Here is a 19,075-nt window from a genome sequence, read left to right as displayed (position 1 = left end):
CTCACTTCGAGAGCGACTCCAGCAGGTGCATGCCGGTGCGAACGCCCGAGAGGTAGAGCGAGACCTTCGTCGACTCGTTGGGGGCGTGGTTGTTCTCGTCGTAGGGTGCCAGCGGCACGACGATTGAAGGCAGCCCCAGCAGCTTGGTGAAGACGAAATCCGGCGTGGTGCCGCCCAATGAGGGAACGACATACGGCTCGCGCCCGAAGCCCTTCGCCACCGCGGCCTTCACGCGTGCGACCGACGGATGATCGAGCGGCGTGCGCGAAGCGGGTGTGGCCTTGAGGCTCTTCACCTCGATGCCCGTGTAGCCGCGATCCGCCGCGAACTTCTTGATCGCGTTGAAGATCACGTCAGGATCCTGCCCGCCGACGAGGCGCACGTCGGCCTTCGCGATCGCTTCCTTGTAGATGATCGTCTTTGCCCCGGCACCGGTGTAGCCCGCCGAGAAGCCCGAGACGTTGAACGCGGGACGAAGCATCAGGCGCTCGTGGAAGAGGCCGTTGTCGTTGCCCGTCGTGGGTGCAACGCCCACGCTCTCCATGAACCCGGCCTGGTCGACCGGCAGCGACTGCACCGCCGCGAGATCCGCCGCCGCAACGTTCACGTCCGCGTATCCCGCGCCCGGGACGCGAAGCTTTCCGTCGCGATCCACCAGCTCCGCGAGGAAGTGAATGAGGTTCAGCGTGGGATTGGGCGCCACGCCGCCGAAGTTGCCGGAGTGGAGGTTGCGCTTGGCACCTTTCGAGATGAACTCCAGCCCGAGGTTGCCGCGCACGCCCATCAGCAGCACGGGCTGGTCGTTGGGGAACATCGGGCCGTCGGAGTACACGCAGAAGTCCGCCTTCAAGCGCTCGCGATTCTCTTCCACGAATTTCGGCAGGGGAACACTCCCCGTCTCCTCGTCGCCTTCGAGGATGACCTTGATGCGCACCGGCAGCTCGCCGCGCGTCTCCTTCCACAGCGCGATCGCATTCAACAGAGCGAGATGCTGGCCCTTGTTGTCGCCGGCGCCGCGTCCCCAGATGCGGTCGCCCTCGATCACGGGTTCGAACGGTTTGGTCCGCCAGCCTTCCTGCTTCTCGTCCGCGGGATAGACGTCGTAGTGGCCGTACGTGAGCCACGTCTGCTTCGCGTCCTTCGGGCCGATCTCCGCATAGATGATCGGATGGCTCGTGGTCTTGTGCACCTCGACCTCGAAGCCCCAGCGCTCGAGCCGATCCTTGAGGAAAGCGACCTGGTCGGCGATGCCCTCGCCGGTGAGGCTCACCGATGCGATGCGGATGGAATCGAGGAGCGTGCGGACGAGCGCATCGCTGCGGTCGCGGACGGCGGTGTCGATCATTTGAGCTCGAACTCGAAGGTGCTCACGACGCGGATCTTCTTCGCGGGCGTGGAGGTGGCCGAGAACGGCGCCGACTCGTCGTTGCCGTCGGTGCCGAAGATCTGGATGTTGCCCTGGTTCGCACTGCGGATCGCGCCGACGGAAGCGCCCGAATCGGCGGCGAACTGCGTGGCGATCTCGCGGGCATTTCGGGTTGCGTCGGCCAGCAGCTGCGGACGGAGCGCGTTGAACTTGGAGACGACGAAGCGCGGGTTGGCCGGGCCACCTTCGTTGCCGCCGTCCAGGATCACGCCGGCCTTGATGAGCTCCTCCGTGGCGCCGGTGGCCGAGCGCACGAGGTCCACGTTGGCCGACTTCACGGTGACCGCAGCGGTGACCACGTAGCGGAAGCGCTCGTTCTGCTGGCCGCCGTAGTCGCGCGCGAGCTTGTCCACGGTGCGGGTCGGCTGGCGCTCGACCTCGGTGTCGGGAAAGCCCTGCTTCTTGAGGAAGGCGAGGACCGCATCGCGGTCGGCGGTGATGCGCTGGTGTGCGTCCGGCAGGGCGTCGGAGGCGCGTCGCAGCCCGAGCGTCCACACGGCCTGGTCGCTCTTCACCTCGCGCTCGACGAGGCCCTTCACGGTGACGGTCCGCGTATCGGACTTGAAGCGGGCCATGCCCTTGCCGATGAACCAACCCCCGGCGGCGAGCCCGATGATGAGGCAGAAGCCCATGATCACCGAAGCCGTCACTTCGCTGCGGTCCTGGTAGAGCGACATGCGAAATCCCCCGATCCCGCTTGGCGCGGGTCAGGGGATGTTACTGGATCGGATTGGAGGGCGGCGAGCCGCCCGGTATCAGCGAACCGCGGACGTCGCGATCAGGTTCGACTTGGTGCCTTCGCACTCGGCGATGACCAGCTTGCACTCGGTGCAGCCCTTCATCGCGGACTTGACGGCCTCGGCCTTCGTGGCGCCGGTGCCGACGGAGGAGAAGCGCCAGGAGGCGACATACGCGCCGCACTGTTCGTAGCGGACCGCGACCTTGCAGTTGTGGCTGCCGGTGTCCACGCACTTGGCGAGGGCCGAACGGCCGGCGTCCCACTTCGAAGCCTGTCCCGAGGCGGTGCCGAAGACGGCGCCGTATTCCTCGTCCACGGCGATGGCGCCGGAAGCGAGGGCCTGGAACGGCAGGGCGATGGCCAGCGAAGCAACAGCAACGATCGATTTGATTTTCATTTTTTTCCCCGGATGTGGTGAAGCGCCTTGTGGAGCGAACGGGCCCACTATCGCGCCGGACCGGGGAAGTTGCCTGTGAGGCAAGTCACTTCGCGGGGAAAGGCCGGATTACACCGGTAGGAATAATGGGGTCAGACCCCTTTATTTGGCCTTGAGCCTGGCCAGCTCCGCCTCGAGCTCGTTCACCCGCGACTGGAGGGAACCCAGGCGTCCGTTGAGCGCGCCCACGTTGACGAACACTTCGTTCTCCGCCGGGGCGGAGAGGTTGCCCGCGTAGCCGAGCCACGACTCCTCGTAGACCTTCACGTCCTTGAAGCCCAGGTCGCGAAGCACCGCGGCCGTCTCGGAGGCGCGCACGCCGCTCTGGCAATAGACGACGGTTTCCTTGGCGGGATCGAGCTTCGAGTACAGCGTCTTCAGCTCGGATTGCGGCTTGAGGGACATCCCGTCGCGGTTCGTGACCTTCTTCTGCGCGAGCTTCACGCCGGCGTCGGGGTCGGACCAGTTGGCCTCGTACGGGATCAGCACGGCGCCGGTCACGTGGCCGCCGCGGATCGCGCGGATGTCCTCGCCGGTGAATTCCTTGGTGGTGCGCGTATCGAGGATCTGCGCGTTGCCGGACTTCACGCGCTCCACCATGTCCTTGGTCGAGATCGCACCGCGCCGCTCGTTGGCGAGGGCGATCGCAACCGGCGCGAGGCGCGTGGGCTCCGTGACGGCGGGCTTGCCGGCGGCGGTCCAGTCGTCCAGGCCCCCGTGGAAGACCTTCGCGTGCTTGCCGCCGTAGTACTCGACCATGCGGGCGCCGTAGTACGCGAAGGGGTCGCCCTTGGTCGAATACGTGATGACCTCGCGGCCGAGGATGTCCATGCCGGCGGCGCCGAAGAGGCGCGACGCGGCCGCGGCCGACGGCGGGTCTTCTCGGTTGGCGTCGCGGAAGACGTCGGCCACCAGCCCGATGTTCACGGCGCCGGGAATGTGGCCCTTCGCGTAGTCCTCGGCACTGCGCACATCCCACACGAGGGCGCCGGCGGCGATGGCCTTCTCGACCTCGGCACGGTCGACGATCAGGTTCTGCGCGACGGCGCTCGTGGAGACGGCGAGGATGAAGAGCGTCAGGAGGCGTTTCATGGCGTGCCTTTTCGATGGGCCGGTGTCGCAGGGATGGTACGCCTCGCCCCCAGGCCGAGCATCAGCGTCGCAAGCAGGAGCAGCATCCATTCGGAAAGCGTCGGAATGCCGGTCCCCGTGCCGCCCGCTCCTCCTCCGGCACCCGGGCCGCCCTGGTCGACGATCGTGCCGTTGGCCGCGAGGTCGTCGTCGCCCATGCCGCCGTCCGTGATCGAGAAGGTCGCTGTGGCTCCCACGATCGCCGCGGGCAGCACGTACCAATGCGGCACGGCGTTGCCCGGCGTCGGGCCGTACTTCCAGTACTGCGTTGTCGGAGGCAGCGCCGCCGGATACGTGATCGTCATCGTGATCGTCGAGCCCGGCGTGCACCCGCTGGTCGTGAAATCGAAGAGGCCGTGCGGGAACGCCACGCCCGCGGGCGCACTTCCGGCAGGAGGGCTCGCGGCGTGGCCGGTGAGCGGGATGAATTGCGAGACGGTGTACGTGCACGTGAGACCGCCGCCGGTGAACGACGCGGTGATCATGCCGCTGCCGGTCGCCGACGGCGCCGTATACGTCGTGGTGATCGGCGGGGAGTTCACGAGGACGGCGGCCGTGGAACCAACGCTGTTCAGCGTGAGCGTCGCGGGATTGCCGACCCCATCGGCGATGGTGCCGCCGTTCAGCACGAGAGCCCCGACCGTGATGCCGTCGCCATCGGTATCGCCCGCGACCACCGTGTAGCGGAAGAGAAGGGCGGTGGTCCCCGTGCCCGAGACATAGGTCGCGGCGCGGGCCGTCGCGCCGATGGTGAGCTGCAGCTGGGGCGCTCCGGTCACGGTGGCCGCTTCGTTCCAGTTCACGGTGAAGTCGAGGTTCTGCCCAGTCACGTAGTTGCCGTTGGCCGGCACGGCGACCGAGGTGACTTGCGGTCCCGCGGTGTTGACCAGGACCGCGTTCGTAGCGCCGACGGCGTTCAGCGTGAGCGTCGCCGGATTGCCGATCCCGTCGGCGATCGTTCCGCCGTTCAGCACCAGCGCCCCGACGGTGATGCCGTCGCCATCGGTATCGCCCGCGACCACCGTGTAGCGGAAGAGAAGCGCGGTGGTTCCCGAGCCCGAGACGTAGGTCGCCGCGCGAGCCGCCGCGCCGAGGGTGAGTTGCACCTGGGGTGCTCCGGTCACGACGGCCGCCTCGTCCCAGTTCACCGTGAAGTCGAGGTTCTGTCCGGTGTCGTAGGTGCCGTTGGCCGGCACGGCGACCGAGGTGACTTGCGGTCCCGCGGTGTTGACCAGGACCGCGTTCGTAGCGCCGATGGCGTTCAGCGTGAGCGTCGCCGGATTGCCGATCCCGTCGGCGATCGTTCCGCCGTTCAGCACCAGCGCCCCGACGGTGATGCCGTCGCCATCGGTATCGCCCGCGACCACCGTGTAGCGGAAGAGAAGCGCGGTGGTTCCCGAGCCCGAGACGTACGTCGCGGCGCGGGCCGCCGCGCCGATGGTGAGCTGCAGTTGAGGCGCCCCGGTCACCGTGGCCGCCTCGTCCCAGTTCACCGTGAAGTCGAGGTTCTGTCCGGTGTCGTAGGTGCCGTTGGCCGGCACGGTGACGGAGGTGACTTGCGGCCCCGCGGTGTTGACCAGGACGGCATTCGTGGCGCCGACCGCGTTGAGCGCGAGGGTTGCGTTGAACGCGAGCGCGTCGCGGATCGTGCCGCCGTTCAGCGTCAGGCCGCCCACGGTGATGCCGTCGCCGTCGTTGTCGCCGGCCACCACCGTGTAGCGGAAGAGCAGGGCGGAGGTGCCGCTGCCGGACTGGTAGGTCGCCTGCCGCGTCGTGGCGCCGATCGTGAGTGCGATCTGCGGCGTGCCCGTCACGGTCACCGCCTCGCTCCAGTTCACCGTGAAGTCGAGGTTCTGGCCCGTGTCGTAGGTTCCGTTCGCGGGCACGGCAACCGAGGTCACGACCGCGGGCGCGAGCGTCGTGAGCTTGAGGTCCAGGGTCCCTGCGAGTCCGGTGTAGTGGCCCATCACGGGACGGCCCGTGCCGTCGAGCCGGGCGGACAGGAGGCTCGCACGGCTCGTGCCGTCTAGCTGCGTGATGGTGGACGTCGAGCAGGTCGCGTTCGCGCAGGCCGCGAGGGCCAGGCCACGCGTGTTCGACCCATAGGCGATGAGGGGATTGCCGCCGGCGGGGAGCATCACGGCGGTCGACAGCACGTTGACGGGCGACGTGTCGACGGTGGTGAGCGTCGAGCTGCCGCAGATCGGGTCGCCGCAGACCGCGAGCTTCAGGGTGCCGTTCGTGGTGTCGGCGTAGCTGATCGCCGGGAACCCCGATGCGTTCAACGCCAGGGATGTGAAGTTGCTGAAGTTTCCCGTGGCATCCACCGTCGTGAGCGTGCCGGTGCTACACGTTGCATCGGCACAGACGGCGAGCAGCAGGTCGCCGGTGGTCGCATTGCTGTAGGCGATCACGGGAAAGCCGCCTCTGAGCTGTAGCGACGTCGTGAAGACGTTGACGGACGGATCGACCGTCGTGATCGTGCGGGTGGAGCAAGTCGGGTCGTGGCAAACCGCGAGCGCCAGGGTGCCTCCCTTGCGGTAGCTGATGACCGCGAAGCCGTTCCCGTCGAGCTGCACCGAGGTGAACTGGCCCGCAAAGGTATCCACCGTCGTGATCGTCGAGGTGGTGCACGTGGCATCCCCGCAGAAGGCGACCTTGAGGGCCTGGTTCGAGATGTCGAAGTAGCTGATGACCGGGAATCCGCTCGCGTCGAGCGCAAGCGAGGTGAATGGGCCGACGTTGCCGGCGCTGGCCACCGTCGTGAGGGTCGAGGTGGTACACGCCGCGTCCCCGCAGACCGCGAGTTTCAAGTCGCCGTTGATGGCGTCGTAGTAACTGATGACGGCATTGCCGCTCGCATTGAGCCGGACCGAGGGGTACTGCCCGACGTCACCCGGGGAATCCACGGTCGTGTTGACCGGGGCGGCGTGGATGGAGGAGAGGAAAGCGGCCAGGGCCGCGAAGGCCGAGGCGGCTCGAAGGACAGTGCGCATGTTTCGGCTCCCTGAGGCAGTCTGTTTTGGTTGTCTTGCCAGCCAGCGTCTGTCGGCGGATTCTACAAAGAAAAACGCCCGCGGGTGCGGGCGTTTTTCTGATGGCGATGCGTCCCTCAGAAGGGATACTTTGCCTTCAGCTCCTGGTAGCGCGCAAAGAGCTCGGGCGGCACGTTGTCCTGCGCGAGCTTGCCCTCGACCATTTCCATGTGGAGCTTCATCTCGTCGCTCCACTGTTCCTTCGTGATCGCTGTGGCATCGGCGAACTTCTTCTCGCCAAACGCCTCGAGGCCGCTCCAGTCGAGGTCGCCGTACGCGGGCACGTTGCCGAGGGTCGTGCCCTGGGCGTTGGCCTTTCCTTCCACGCGGCCTACGATCCACTTCAGCACGCGCATGTTCTCGCCGTAGCCGGGCCACAGGAACTTGCCGTCCGCGCCCTTCCGGAACCAGTTGACCATGTAGATCTTCGGGAGCTGCACACCTTTCTTCCCGAACGACAGCCAGTGGCGGAAGTAGTCGGTGATGTTGTAGCCGCAGAAGGCGAGCATCGCGAACGGGTCGCGGCGCACGACGCCCACCTGGCCCACGATCGCCGCGGTGGTCTCGGAGCCGAGCGTGGAGGCCATGTACACGCCTTCCACCCAGTCCTTCGCTTCCGTGACGAGCGGCACCGTGTTCGAGCGGCGGCCGCCGAAGATGAACGCGTCGATCGGCACGCCGGCGGGATCGTCCCACTTCGGATCGATCGACGGGCACTGCGAAGCGGCGACGGTGAAGCGCGCGTTCGCATGCGCCGCAGTACGGCCGCAACCGGGCGTCCATTCCTTGCCCGTCCAGTCGGTGAGCTTCGCGGGCGGCGTCTTCGTCATGCCTTCCCACCACACGTCACCCTCGGGCGTGAGCGCCACGTTGGTGAAGATGGTGTTGCTCTTGATGGTCTCCATGCAATTCGGGTTGGTCTCCACCGAAGTGCCGGGAGCCACGCCGAAGAAGCCCGCTTCCGGATTGATCGCGCGCAGCTTGCCATCGGGGCCGGGCTTGATCCACGCGATGTCGTCGCCGACGGTCGTGATCTTCCAGCCCTTGAACGCGGGCGGCGGGATCAGCATCGCGAAGTTGGTCTTGCCGCAGGCGCTCGGGAACGCGGCCGTGACGTAGTGCTTCCTACCCTCGGGCGATTCCACGCCGAGGATCAGCATGTGCTCGGCGAGCCAGCCTTGTTCACGTCCCATCACCGAAGCGATGCGCAGCGCGAAGCACTTCTTGCCCAGCAGCGCGTTGCCGCCGTAGCCCGAGCCGAAGGACCAGATCTCCTTCGTCTCCGGGAAATGCACGATGTATTTGTGGTCCTTGTTGCAGGGCCACGTCACGTCCTTCTGGCCCTTCTCGAGCGGCGCGCCGACGGAGTGCAGCGCGGGAACGAACTCGCCGTTGTCGCCCAGCACGTCGAGGACCTTGCGGCCCATGCGCGTCATCAACTTCATGTTCACGGCGACGTACGGCGAATCGGAGAGCTCCACGCCGATGTGCGCGATGGGCGAACCGAGCGGGCCCATGCTGAACGGCACGACATACATCGTGCGGCCGCGCATCGAGCCCTTGAAGAGGCCTTTCAGCGTCGAGCGCATCTCGGTGGGATCGACCCAGTTGTTGGTCGGACCCGCGTCCTTCTTCTCCTTCGAGCAGATGAACGTGCGGTCTTCCACGCGCGCGACGTCCGACGGGTCGGACCACGCGAGATACGAATTGGGGCGCAGCTTCGGGTCGAGCTTGCGGAAGGTGCCGGCCGCCACGAGCTCGCCGCAGAGGCGGTCGTATTCGGCGTCGGAGCCGTCGCACCAGTAGATGCGGTCGGGCTGCGTGAGGGCGGCTACTTCTTCCACCCACTTCAACAACTTGCGATTACGGGTCGGGGCTTCCTGCTGGACGGGCGCTGCCTGGGCGTGCATCGATCGTGTCTCCGGAGGGCCGCCCGCGCCTGCCGTAGCGGCGCGGGTCTGTGTAAGGCCGCAATTATCCCAGATCGATCCCTCGAATTGATTGCCTACCAGATATACCAATTGTTGATCTGCGGCCCGCGAAGTTAAACGTTTTCTCTCAGCTTCGGGAAGCTAGAAACGATCGGCGCGGTACGGCGTGGGGTCGACGAAGGGCGTGGCGCCGGTGACGAGGTCAGCCATCAAGCGCCCGGTCACGGGGCCGAGTGTCAGCCCGTGATGCGCGTGGCCGAAGGAGAACCAGAGGTTCTTGTGCTTCGGCGCGGGCCCGATGATGGGCAGCATGTCGGGCGTGCACGGGCGGGCGCCCATCCAGGGTTCGGTGTCGAGCCGCTCCGCCAACGGAAACAGATCACGCGCGATCGGCTCCGCTCGCCCGAGCTGCACCGGCGTGCGGATTGCGTCGCGGTGCGCGAACTCAGCGCCGGTGGTGAGGCGAATGCCCTGCTGCATCGGCGCGAGGAAATATCCCCGCTCGTGATCGAGCACAGGGTGATTCAACTTCGCGTGCCCCGCCGCGCGATAGTGCATGTGATAGCCGCGCTTCACGGCGAGCGGGAGGTCGTAGCCCAGTGCTTGCGTCGCCGTGTCGGCCCACGGGCCGAGCGCGATCACCGCATCCTTCGCGGTCACGTTGCCGTCGCCCGTGCGAACGCTCCAGCCTGAACCGGATTGCGCGAGGCTCGCCGCGTTGCCCTGCAGCAGCGTGCCGCCGTTCTTCTCGAAGAGCGCCAGGTACGCAAGTGCGAGACCCTGCGGATCGTTCACGCAAACGGGATCGGTCCAGTGCAGCCCGCCCACGAGCACAGGCGCAAGGTGAGGCTCTTCCTCGCGCAGCGCTTCCGGATCGAGCGTGCGGAAGTTGAGGCCGTACTCCTTGTTCCACCGCGCGGCCTCGGCGAAGCGCGTGTCGCGCTCGCGCTCGGTGCGGAACACCTTCATCCAGCCCTTGCGCTCGAGGAAGCCGGTCGCTCCCGCGGCCTGCGCGAGCTTGTCGTGCTCCGTGACGCAGTGCTCGATCAGGTGCGAATAGATGTGCGCGATCTTCTCGTGGCGCGCGGGCCGCGAGAAATGCCAGTACTTCCACAGGAAGGGTGCCAGCGACAGCACGGCGGACGGATGGTAGTGCGCGTCGATCGTGCGGTTCATCCCGTAGCGGACGAGCGCGCCGTAGTCGTGCGGGAAGCCGTAGGGGTACACGCCCTCGCGCTGGATCAGTCCGGCGTTGCCATAGGACGTTTCCTCCGCGGCACCACGGCGGTCGACCAGCACCACGGACTTGCCGCGCTGCTGCAGGTGGAGGGCGACGCTGATGCCGATGATGCCGGCGCCGAGGACGATGGCGTCGGCGGTCGAGGAGGGGGAGGACATGGGGCGAATTCTATCGTGCCGCGCCCTGCCCCTCGGCGAGCGCCATCAGCGCGGGGCGAATCAGCAGCGTGTTGATGTCGATGAAGGCGTGGACCGCCATCGGCACCCAGAGTTGCCCCGTGCCGAGATAGAGCGCGGTCATCACGAGCGCGACCACCGCGGTCGCCACGATGCCGATCCAGCCCTGATAGGCATGCGTGACGCCGAAGACCACGGCGGCCACGAGGAACGCGGCGATCGCGTTACCGAGGAGGATGCAGAGCAGAAGCGGGACGAAGAGCCGGAAGTAGAGCTCCTCGCAAATGCCCGCGTTGATCGAGAGCCAGAGCGCGCAGCGCCGCTCGGCGGCATTGCGCGGCATCAGCGCGGCGAATTCGCCGAGCGCCACTTCGGGGGATTGCGGCGCCTCCCCTCGCGCGCGAGCCTTGCGGATGGCGATGAACGAGATCGCGACGGGCAGGACCACGCCCACGCCGAGGGCCGAGAGCAGCAGCCCGACCAGGAAGTCGTCCGCAGCCACGGGCAGCACGGCCATGACGCCGGAGAATTCAGCGGGCACCGTTCCGAGCGCGTCGAGCCGCCCGATCAGCCACAGCCCCGCGAGAGATCCCAGCCCGTAGATCTCGAGCGATTGCCACGTCCACTTGCGGAAGACCTTCTGGCGATCCGCGGTCTCCGCCGAGGCGACCAGCTTGCGGTAGTCGCGCGGTCCCTGGAGGACGTCGTAGGCGATGGCCGCGAGCACGAGGCCCGCGAGCACCGCCTCGATCAGCGGAGGCAGGTGCTCACCACGAGAGGCTGACGGTCTTGGTGACCGTGTAGCCCTCGAGTCCCTCGCTGCCGCCTTCCGAGCCGGAGCCGCTGTCCTTCACGCCGCCGAACGGCGCCTCGGGCCACGCGACGCGTGCCGAGTTGAACGCGACCATGCCCGATTCGATGGCTGCGGCCGAGCGCTGCGCGTTGGCAAGATCGCGCGTGAATACATACGACGCGAGACCGTACGGCAGGCGATTTGCCTCGGCCATCGCCTCGTCGAAGGTCTTGAAGGAGTTCACGAGCGCCAGCGGGCCGAACGGCTCTTCCGTCATGACGCGCGCGGTGAGCGGGATCTTCGTGAGCACGGTGGGGCCGCGGAAGTGGCCGCCCTCGGGCGCGCTGCCCTGCGCGGCGATGGTCGCGCCGGCTTTCACGGCGTCGTCGATGAGCGAGGTGATCGCGGTGGCCCGCCGTCCGTTAGCAAGAGGGCCCATCGTCGTCTTCTCATCCAGGCCGGGTCCGACCTTGAGCGACGTGGCCGTGTTCGCGAAGCGCTCGACGAACGGCGCGAAGATCTTCTCGTGCACGATGAAGCGCGTGGGCGAGATGCAGATCTGCCCGGCGTTCTTGTACTTGAGCGCCATGATCTGCGGCACGGCGCGCTCGAGATCTGCGTCCTCGAACACGACGACCGGCGCGTGGCCACCGAGCTCCAGCGTCGCTTTCTTGAGCATCCGTCCGGCATGTTCCGCCAGCATGCGGCCCACGCGCGTGGAGCCGGTGAACGAGATCTTGCGGATGGCCGGATTGTCGATGAGTCGCGTGGAGATCGCGGCCGCATCGCCGTAGACGACGTTCAGCACGCCGGCGGGCAGTCCCGATTCCTCGAGCGCACGCACGATCGCGAGACAGGTGAGCGGCGTCTCCTCGGCGGGCTTGATGACGCACGTGCAGCCGGCCGCGAGCGAGCCGGTGATCTTGCGCACGGGTGTGGTCATCGGGAAATTCCACGGCGTGAAAGCGGCGACCGGCCCCACCGGCTCATGGACCACTTGTACTTGCACGTTGGACTGGCGCGACGGCACGAGGCGCCCGTAGAGGCGGCGGCCTTCGTCCGCGTTCCACTCGATGATCTCGCAGGAGCCGAGGATCTCCGCCTTCGCTTCGGCGAACGGCTTGCCCTGCTCCAGCGTCATCACGCGCGCGAGCTCGTCGGCGTTCGCGCGCAGCTTCGCGGCCGCGCTTCGCAGGATTTGCCCGCGGTCGTACGCCGGCATCGCGGCCCACGCGGCGAACGCACGTGCCGCTGCAGCCGCGGCGGCATCGACCTGCGCGTCCGAGGCTCCGCGTCCCTTGGCGAGTGTTGCTCCCGTCGCGGGGTCGACGATCGCGATCTCGATCGTGCTCTCGCCCTCGACCCACTTCCCGTCGATGTAGAGCTGCGGCTTGGGAACGGTCGTCGAAACCGGCTGGGGCGTGCGGGGGAGGGCGCTCATGGGGGTGACCTCTGGGAAAGACGTCGGCGGGTATGGGAAGATTGTAGCGCGAGCCCCCCTCGATTCCACCCGAAGGAACGCCATGTCCGCACCCGAGTATTTCCCGCTGGTCGACGTCACCGGAACCCCGCGCGAGCGCGGGCTTCAGCACGGCCGCGCCGTCCCGGAGCGCGTGGCCCGCAGCGTCGATCTCTACCGCCGCGAGCTGGCGCGCCGCAAGGTCGACGCCGCGACGCAGGATATCCTCGCGCGCCAGTTCGTCCCCGTCATCGGCGGCTTCGACCCGGACTACGTCGAGGAAATGCAGGGCATCGCGGATGGCGCGGGCGTGTCGCTGGAATCCGTGGTCACGGTGAACTGCCGCACCGAGATGATGTTCGGCGTCCCGCAGGTGAAGGAAGCGCATGTCGCCATGAAGGACGGCTGCACGGGGGTCGTCGCCATGCCGTCGGTCACGGCGAGCGGGCGCCTCATCCACGCGCACAACTGGGATTGGCGCGAGGAAGCGGCGGACTCGTCCATCGTGCTGCGCGTGCGCGGGACGAAGAACCCCGACATCCTCACGCTCGTCGAGGCCGGCGGCCTCGCGCGCCACGGCTTCAACTCGAAGGGCCTCGCACTCACCGCGAATTTCATGGCGTGCAACCTGGACTTCGAGCATTCCGGTCTGCCGCTCGGCATCCTGCGTCGCAAGGCGCTCGAGAAGCCCAACCTCGCGCAGGCGATCAAGGTCTTCGCCGAGACGAAGCGCGCGTGCTCCAACAACATCATGCTGTCGCACGCCGACGGCGAGGCGATGGATCTCGAGTGCGTGCCCGACGAGGTGTTCTGGCTCCAGGCCGAGGACGGGCTGCTTCCGCACTCGAACAACTTCCTCACGCCCTCGGCGCGCGCCCGCATCGTCGACACGTATTTCGCCAAGGCGCCCGACACCCTCTACCGCTGGAGCCGCGTGCGCGACAGCCTGGCACCCAAGCGCGGCCGCATCGAATACAAGGACATGGTCGAGGCACTCTCCGACCGCTACGGCTTTCCCGACAGCGTCCTGCGCTCGCCGAAGCCCGCCGTGTTCGACGCGATCTCCGCCACGGTGTGCATGACCGTCATCGACGCGAAGCTGGGCAAGATGTGGCTCGCCCGCAAGCCCTACGAGCGGATCGACTTCGCGGAATACTCCGTCGCCGCGGAGACGGAAGCGCGTCCCGTCACGCAGCTCGCCGCGTGAGGCCGGCCATGCTTCGATTCGTGGTTCTCCTCCTGGCCCTTTCGGCGAACGTTGCGTTCGCGGCCGCACCGCAGATCGGCGACAAGGCACCGGAACGTCTCGGCCTCAGCCGCTACGGCGACTCGCTCGTCACCACCCAGTACGCGGGCAAGGTCCTCGTCGTGACGTTCTGGGCGTCGTGGTGCGCGCCCTGCCGCGCCGAGATGCCGATGCTGGAAGGTCTGCAGCGCGTCGTCGGCAAGGACAAGCTCGAAGTCGTCTCGCTCAACATCGAGACGCGCGACGAGTACAAGCTCGCCATGCGCCAGATCCCGAAGACGGAGATCACCATCGCGCACGACGCCAACAAGGCGACGCAATCCCTCTATGGCGTGACGGCGATCCCGCACCTCTTCGTGATCGACCGCAAGGGAACGATCGTCGCGATGCACAAGGGTTATAGCGAGAAGGGCTTCGAGCGGATCATCGGCGACATCCACGCCGCGCTCACTGCGCCGTAACCGCACCTCGCGCCCGTCGAACGGGAGCTAAGGCGCGAGCCAGGCCTCCAGATGGAGCTCCGATAGCGCGATCGGATCGTTCAGGAGGCGCGTGCGCTCGTCACGATCCAGCGCGACCAGGCCTCCCCGCCGTACCTTCTCGATGAGCTCCACGCGCGCCGGGTTCTGAGCGCGCGGAGTGCCCAGCGCCGTCGCCAGGGCGTTCAGCGCCGGATCGCTCACGGCATCCTCGAGGCTGGGCGGAATCTTCGAGCCCTGGTCCAGCTCCTTCGTCCTGCGGATCTCCTCCGGCGGCAGGATCTCTTCCGGCGTCACGAAGAGCCCGGCCTCGCGCGTGACGCGCCCGAGATCCACGCGGCTGGAGAGCACCGACAACGGGATGGAGAGCACCAGTGCACCGGCCACCGGAAGCACCCAGGGCAACACGCGCGGATCGAGCCACCAGACGAGCGCGGTCCACGCGATGCCGATCAGCGTGTGGACGCCGTGGCGGACGATGGCCTGGGTCCACGGCGTCTGCGAATCCGCGCGCGGCGGCGACTTCCAGCGCACGGTGATGCCCATGAGGCCGGCGACCACGAACTGCGTGTGGAAGAGCATGCGGATCGGCGCGAAGAGCGCCGAGAACACGGTCTCGATCACGACGCTGATCGCGAGCCGCAACCCGCGGCCGAAGGCGCGGGCGCCGCGCAGCCAGATGAGCACCGTCGCGAGCACCTTGGGCAGGAAGAGCACCAGCGCCGTGCTGCCGAAGAGCGCCATCGCCCATTCCGGATGCCATTCGGGCCACCGCGGGAAGAGCTGCCATTCCTGCGTGAAGTAGGGCGGCACGGTGAGCGTGTGCTGGGCGAGCAGGCCGGTGCCGAGCACGAGGGCCAGGAACCACAGGGGAGCCGAGATGTACGACATCACGCCGATCAGGAACACGGCGCGGTGCGCGGGGTGCAGTCCTTCCAGCCGGAAGAGGCGGAAGTTCATCAGGTTGCCGAGGCACCAGCGCCGGTCGCGGTTCAGCTCGTCGATCAGGTTGGGCGGCACTTCCTCGTAGCTGCCGAGCAGGTCGTAGGCGATCCACACGCCCCAGCCAGCGCGGCGCATCAGCGCGGCCTCGACGAAATCGTGCGAGAGGATCTCCCCGGAGAGCGCGCCGCTTCCAGGCAGGCGCCCCAGCGCACAGTGCTGCATGAACGGCTCCACGCGCAGGATCGCGTTGTGCCCCCAGTAGTGCGATTCGCCGAGCTGCCAGAAGTGCAGGCCCGCGGTGAAGAGCGGCGCGTAGGCCGCGGTGGCGAACTGCTGGATGCGCGCGAAGAGCGTCTCGCGCCCGAAGGCGCGCGGCGCTGTCTGGATGATGCCCGCGCCGGGGTTCGCCTCCATCAGTTGTGCCAGGCGCACGAGGCAGCCGCCGGTCATCACGCTGTCGGCGTCCATGACGACCATGTAGCGGTAGTCGCGGCCCCAGCGGCGGCAGAAGTCGGCGACGTTGCCGCTCTTGCGCTTGATGTGGTGCTGGCGCCAGCGGTAGTACACGCGCACGTCCTCGCCCAGCGTGCGCCGCAGGTCGAGCCAGGCGTCGAGCTCGGCGACGCGCGTGTCGGGATCGCCGGTGTCGGAGAGCACGAAGACGTCGAAGTGCTTCGCGCGGCCGGTGCGCACCAGGGATTCGCACGTCGCCTGCAACCCGCCGAAGACGCGGCCGACATCCTCGTTGCAGATCGGCATGACGATGGCCGTGCGGGCGTCGTCGCCGAGCTCGGGCAACTCGCCGCGCTGGTCGATCGCGTGGCCGTCCGTGCCGCGCAAGAGGAGGAAGAAGCCCGCGAGCGCGGTCCAGAAGCCCGAGGATATCCACGCGAAGAGGATCGCGAACACGACGAGGATCGCGATCTCCAGCGGCCGCGTGCCCTTGTACGGAAGGATCTCGGTCATCGCCATCGTGGCGATCACCGTCTGGCCGATCACGAGGACCAGGAGCAGCGCGCGGCGCATGGCGGCGGTCATGCCCCACGTCGCACGCCCGACGCGCGGGCGGAAAGGGCCTTCGCCCGGTTGCGGGGTGCGCGAGAAGGGATTGCGCAGCCACCGGCGGGGCGCCATCGAGGAGCGGTTGAAAGGCGGGGTGGTCACCAGCCGGGGATGGCCCTGCACGTCGGTGGCCGCGAGCGCGGGGCGCAGGTTTGCCTCGCCGTTCAGCGCGAGGGCCAGGCGTGCGGCGACCGAGTCGAACGCCGGATGCTCCGAAGGCTTGTCCCGGCCCGCGAGCGCCGCGTGCAACGCGGCCATCCCACCCTGGGCGTCGAGTGCGCTGTCAGCCGCGGCGCGCAACTGCGCGCGGCGGGGGTCATCGAGCGGCAGTCGTTCGAGGTAGGCCTCGACGACATCGGAGACGTCGCTCATTCCGGGGGAACGATGTAGCTCCAGGTTTCGGAGTGCGATTCACCGTCGCGCAGGAAGCCGCGAAGCTCGACGGGCTTGCTCGCATCGAGCCGCTTCACCCGCAGCGAAACGCGAATGCCTTCGATCACGGGATTGCGCTGCGTCGTCTGCTCCACGATCTCGCCGTTGGCGTCGGCGGTGAACACCGCTTCGACCTTCGTCTTGTCCGTGGGTTTCTTCAGGGCCGGGCCCTCGAAGTCGATGTGGAAGTCGAGCGTCGCCTCGGAGCGACGCACGAAACCGGGGCCGCGCCGCGTCTGCGCCACCCACGAGGATGGCGGGCGCGTCGGCGCGTCCTTTTGCCAGAGGATCTGGTACTCGAACTCGGCGCTCCTGCCGGCGATCGTCGGCTCGCGGGGAATCCAGTAGGCGACGATGTTGTCGTTGGTCTCGTACGGCGCGGGGATCTGCACCAGCTCCACGCGGCCCGGCCCGAAGGGCTTCAGCGGCTTGATCCAGGCGCTGGGCCGCAGCTCGTAGCGCGACTCCAGATCCTCGTAGTTGGCGAAGTTGCGGTCGCGCTGCTGCACGCCGAAGCCCAGCGGATTGGTCGCGCTGAAGGACGTGACCAGCAGGCGCTGAGGATTCACGAGCGGCCGCCACACCCACTCGCCGGTGCCGAGCTGGATCGAAAGCCCGTCGGAGTCGTGCACCTCGGGCCGGAAGTCCTCCGTGGCGAGCCGCTGGTTCTCGCCGAAGAGGTACATGCTGGTGAGCGGGGCGATCCCGAGCTTGGCGACATTGCGACGCGGGTGCAGCCGGGCCTTCACGTTCATCGCCGTGTCCACGCCCGGCTTGAGCGTGAAGCGATAGGCTCCGGCGACGCTCTTCGAGTCCAGCAGCCCGTAGAACACCAGCTCCTTCGCTCCCGGCTCCGGCCGCTCGAGCCAGAACTCGGTGAAGCGCGGGAACTCCTCGCCCGAGGCGAGCGCCGTGTCGACCGCGAGGCCGCGAGCGGAAAGCCCGTAGAGCTGCCCCTTGCCCAGCGCGCGGAAGTAGCTGGCGCCGAGGAACACCAGCACCTCGTCCTTGTACTTGGGCGTGTTCACGTTGAAGTGCACGCGAAAGCCCGCGAAGCCGATGTTGCCGATCTTCGAGCGGTCGATCGCATTCTTGCCGTAGTCGAAACGCTCGCCCGTGTAGACGATCTCGCGCGGCGCTCCACCGTTGGAGATCTCGTACAGCCGCACCGGCTCCATGAACTGCCCGCCGCGATGGAAGAACGCCACCTCGAACGGCAGCTTCTCCGCGCGCCAGAGGGCCTTCTCGTTGTTGAAGCGGATGTCGCGGTACTGGTCGTACGTGAGGTTGCGGAGCGCCGACGGGAGGTCGTTCTTGTACGGCTCGTAGGATTTCTTCGCGAGCTCGGCGGCGCGGCGGTCGACGTCCTCGAATCCGAAGGCGAGCACTGCAAGGGGCGCGGCCAGCAAGGCCGCGGCGATCCAACGCACGGCCCTCACGTCAGGTACGCCTGGTCGCGGTGGCTCTTGGGCCAGAGGACGATGAGATCCCGCTCGCTGGCCTTGAAGACGCCCTTCTCGGTGATGAGGCCGGTCACGAACTCGGCCGGCGTCACGTCGAAGGCGGGATTGGCCACCGGCGTCGCGGGCGAGGCGATGGCGACCTCCGAAGGAACGCCGTGCACGTCCAGGCCGCGGACGATGCGCACTTCCTCGGGCGCGCGCTCCTCGATGGGGATCTGCGCCAACGCGTCGGTGATCGACCAGTCGATCGTGGGCGTGGGCACGCAGGCGTAGAACGGGATGCCGTTGGCCTGCGCGGCGAGCGCCTTGAGATACGTGCCGATCTTGTTGCAGACGTCGCCGTGGCGCGTGACGCGGTCCGCACCGACCAGCACGAGGTCGACCTGGCCGCGCTGCATGAGGTGGCCGCCGGCGTTGTCGGTGATGAGCGTGTGCGGCACCCCGTGGCTCGCGAGCTCCCAGGCGGTGAGCAGGCCCTGGTTGCGCGGCCGCGTCTCGTCGACCCAGACGTGCACGGGGACTTTCTGGTCGTGGGCCATATAGAGAGGTGCAGTGACCGTGCCCCAGTCGACGGTCGCGATCCACCCGGCGTTGCAGTGCGTGAGCACGTTCACCGGGCGCTTCAGTTTGAGGTACAGCTTCTCGATCAGCTTGGCGCCGTGCCTGCCGATCGCCTCGTTCAGCGCGACGTCCTCGTCGGCGATGGCCTGCGCTTCCGTCCACGCGGCTTCGGTTCGCTTGAGGGGCTTCAACGCCAGGAGCTTCTGCTCCACGCGGCCCAGGGCCCAGGCGAGGTTCACGGCGGTGGGGCGCGTGGCCTTCAGCGTGGCCACGGCGCGCTTCAGACCCGCGTCGGAGTTGTCGCGCTCGAGGGCGAGCGCCACGCCGAAGGCCGCGGCCACGCCGATCAGCGGGGCGCCGCGCACGCGCATGGCGCGGATCGCCTCGGCGGTCTCTTCCAGGGTCGAGAGCGCCCGGGTCTCGAACGCGTAGGGCAGCCGCGTCTGGTCGATGATGTGCACGCGGGCGCGCGGCGCATCGGCCCAGAGGCTGCGAAAATGACGGTCACCGACTTTCATGAC

The 19,075-nt window shown here is 67.7% G+C and carries 14 protein-coding genes; 2 read left to right on the top strand and 12 right to left on the bottom strand.

The genetic code is table 11. The annotated features are described in order from the left end of the window. Nucleotide 1 precedes the first annotated feature (1 nt). The 9 genes from DSM104443_RS16985 to DSM104443_RS16945 form a co-directional block, all read right to left on the bottom strand. Nucleotides 2-1,345 carry a M20/M25/M40 family metallo-hydrolase gene (locus tag DSM104443_RS16985; protein ID WP_171094361.1) on the bottom strand — a complete coding sequence of 448 codons (1,344 nt, stop codon included), beginning with the start codon at nt 1,343-1,345 and terminating at the stop codon, nt 2-4. After that, nucleotides 1,342-2,103, bottom strand: a complete 762-nt coding sequence (locus DSM104443_RS16980) for an SIMPL domain-containing protein (protein WP_171094359.1) — start codon at nt 2,101-2,103, stop codon at nt 1,342-1,344. The genes DSM104443_RS16985 and DSM104443_RS16980 overlap by 4 nt, the downstream gene beginning before the upstream one ends. Before the next feature lie 78 nt (nt 2,104-2,181). Continuing rightward, complete coding sequence (locus DSM104443_RS16975; RefSeq protein WP_171094357.1) at nt 2,182-2,562, bottom strand: DUF4189 domain-containing protein; 381 nt, start codon at nt 2,560-2,562, stop codon at nt 2,182-2,184. Between the two features lie 141 nt (nt 2,563-2,703). Further along, nucleotides 2,704-3,693 (bottom strand): sulfurtransferase, encoded by a 990-nt coding sequence (locus DSM104443_RS16970; RefSeq protein WP_171094355.1) that lies wholly within the window; start codon nt 3,691-3,693, stop codon nt 2,704-2,706. Next, nucleotides 3,690-6,728: a beta strand repeat-containing protein gene (locus DSM104443_RS16965; protein ID WP_171094352.1), complete on the bottom strand. Its 3,039-nt coding sequence runs from the start codon at nt 6,726-6,728 to the stop codon at nt 3,690-3,692. Before DSM104443_RS16965 ends, DSM104443_RS16970 begins: the two co-directional genes overlap by 4 nt. Before the next feature lie 116 nt (nt 6,729-6,844). Continuing rightward, nucleotides 6,845-8,677 (bottom strand): phosphoenolpyruvate carboxykinase (GTP), encoded by a 1,833-nt coding sequence (locus DSM104443_RS16960; protein ID WP_171094350.1) that lies wholly within the window; start codon nt 8,675-8,677, stop codon nt 6,845-6,847. A 162-nt stretch (nt 8,678-8,839) separates the two neighbouring features. Beyond that, a complete protein-coding gene (locus DSM104443_RS16955) occupies nt 8,840-10,096 on the bottom strand; it encodes an NAD(P)/FAD-dependent oxidoreductase (protein ID WP_171094348.1) in 1,257 nt (418 codons plus the stop codon). 10 nt (nt 10,097-10,106) lie between these two features. Beyond that, nucleotides 10,107-10,856, bottom strand: coding sequence for a CPBP family intramembrane glutamic endopeptidase (locus DSM104443_RS16950; protein ID WP_171094347.1), 750 nt, complete (start codon nt 10,854-10,856; stop codon nt 10,107-10,109). Between the two features lie 25 nt (nt 10,857-10,881). Beyond that, nucleotides 10,882-12,348: an NAD-dependent succinate-semialdehyde dehydrogenase gene (locus DSM104443_RS16945; RefSeq protein ID WP_171094345.1), complete on the bottom strand. Its 1,467-nt coding sequence runs from the start codon at nt 12,346-12,348 to the stop codon at nt 10,882-10,884. A gap of 82 nt (nt 12,349-12,430) precedes the next feature. Here DSM104443_RS16945 and DSM104443_RS16940 point away from each other — a divergent pair, with 82 nt between their 5' ends. Both DSM104443_RS16940 and DSM104443_RS16935 read left to right on the top strand, forming a co-directional pair. Then, complete coding sequence (locus DSM104443_RS16940; RefSeq protein ID WP_171094342.1) at nt 12,431-13,573, top strand: C45 family autoproteolytic acyltransferase/hydrolase; 1,143 nt, start codon at nt 12,431-12,433, stop codon at nt 13,571-13,573. 8 nt (nt 13,574-13,581) lie between these two features. Next, the gene (locus tag DSM104443_RS16935) at nt 13,582-14,073 is read left to right on the top strand and encodes a TlpA disulfide reductase family protein (RefSeq protein WP_171094340.1); all 492 of its coding nucleotides are present in this window, start codon (nt 13,582-13,584) and stop codon (nt 14,071-14,073) included. 27 nt (nt 14,074-14,100) lie between these two features. Here DSM104443_RS16935 and mdoH read toward each other — a convergent pair whose 3' ends face one another. From mdoH to mtnA, 3 genes are read right to left on the bottom strand one after another with little or no spacing between them, the layout of a single operon-like run. Then, the gene (mdoH, locus tag DSM104443_RS16930) at nt 14,101-16,470 is read right to left on the bottom strand and encodes a glucans biosynthesis glucosyltransferase MdoH (RefSeq protein ID WP_171094338.1); all 2,370 of its coding nucleotides are present in this window, start codon (nt 16,468-16,470) and stop codon (nt 14,101-14,103) included. Further along, entirely contained in the window at nt 16,467-17,969 is a 1,503-nt protein-coding gene (locus DSM104443_RS16925; protein ID WP_171094336.1) for a glucan biosynthesis protein G, read from the bottom strand. Before DSM104443_RS16925 ends, mdoH begins: the two co-directional genes overlap by 4 nt. Continuing rightward, the gene (gene mtnA, locus DSM104443_RS16920; protein WP_171094334.1) at nt 17,966-19,072 is read right to left on the bottom strand and encodes an S-methyl-5-thioribose-1-phosphate isomerase; all 1,107 of its coding nucleotides are present in this window, start codon (nt 19,070-19,072) and stop codon (nt 17,966-17,968) included. Before mtnA ends, DSM104443_RS16925 begins: the two co-directional genes overlap by 4 nt. Nucleotides 19,073-19,075 lie beyond the last annotated feature (3 nt).

The organism is Usitatibacter rugosus (assembly GCF_013003965.1).
Lineage (GTDB): Bacteria > Pseudomonadota > Gammaproteobacteria > Burkholderiales > Usitatibacteraceae > Usitatibacter > Usitatibacter rugosus.
Note: the sequence above shows the minus strand (reverse complement) of the source record. Positions and strands in the feature narration are given on the sequence as shown.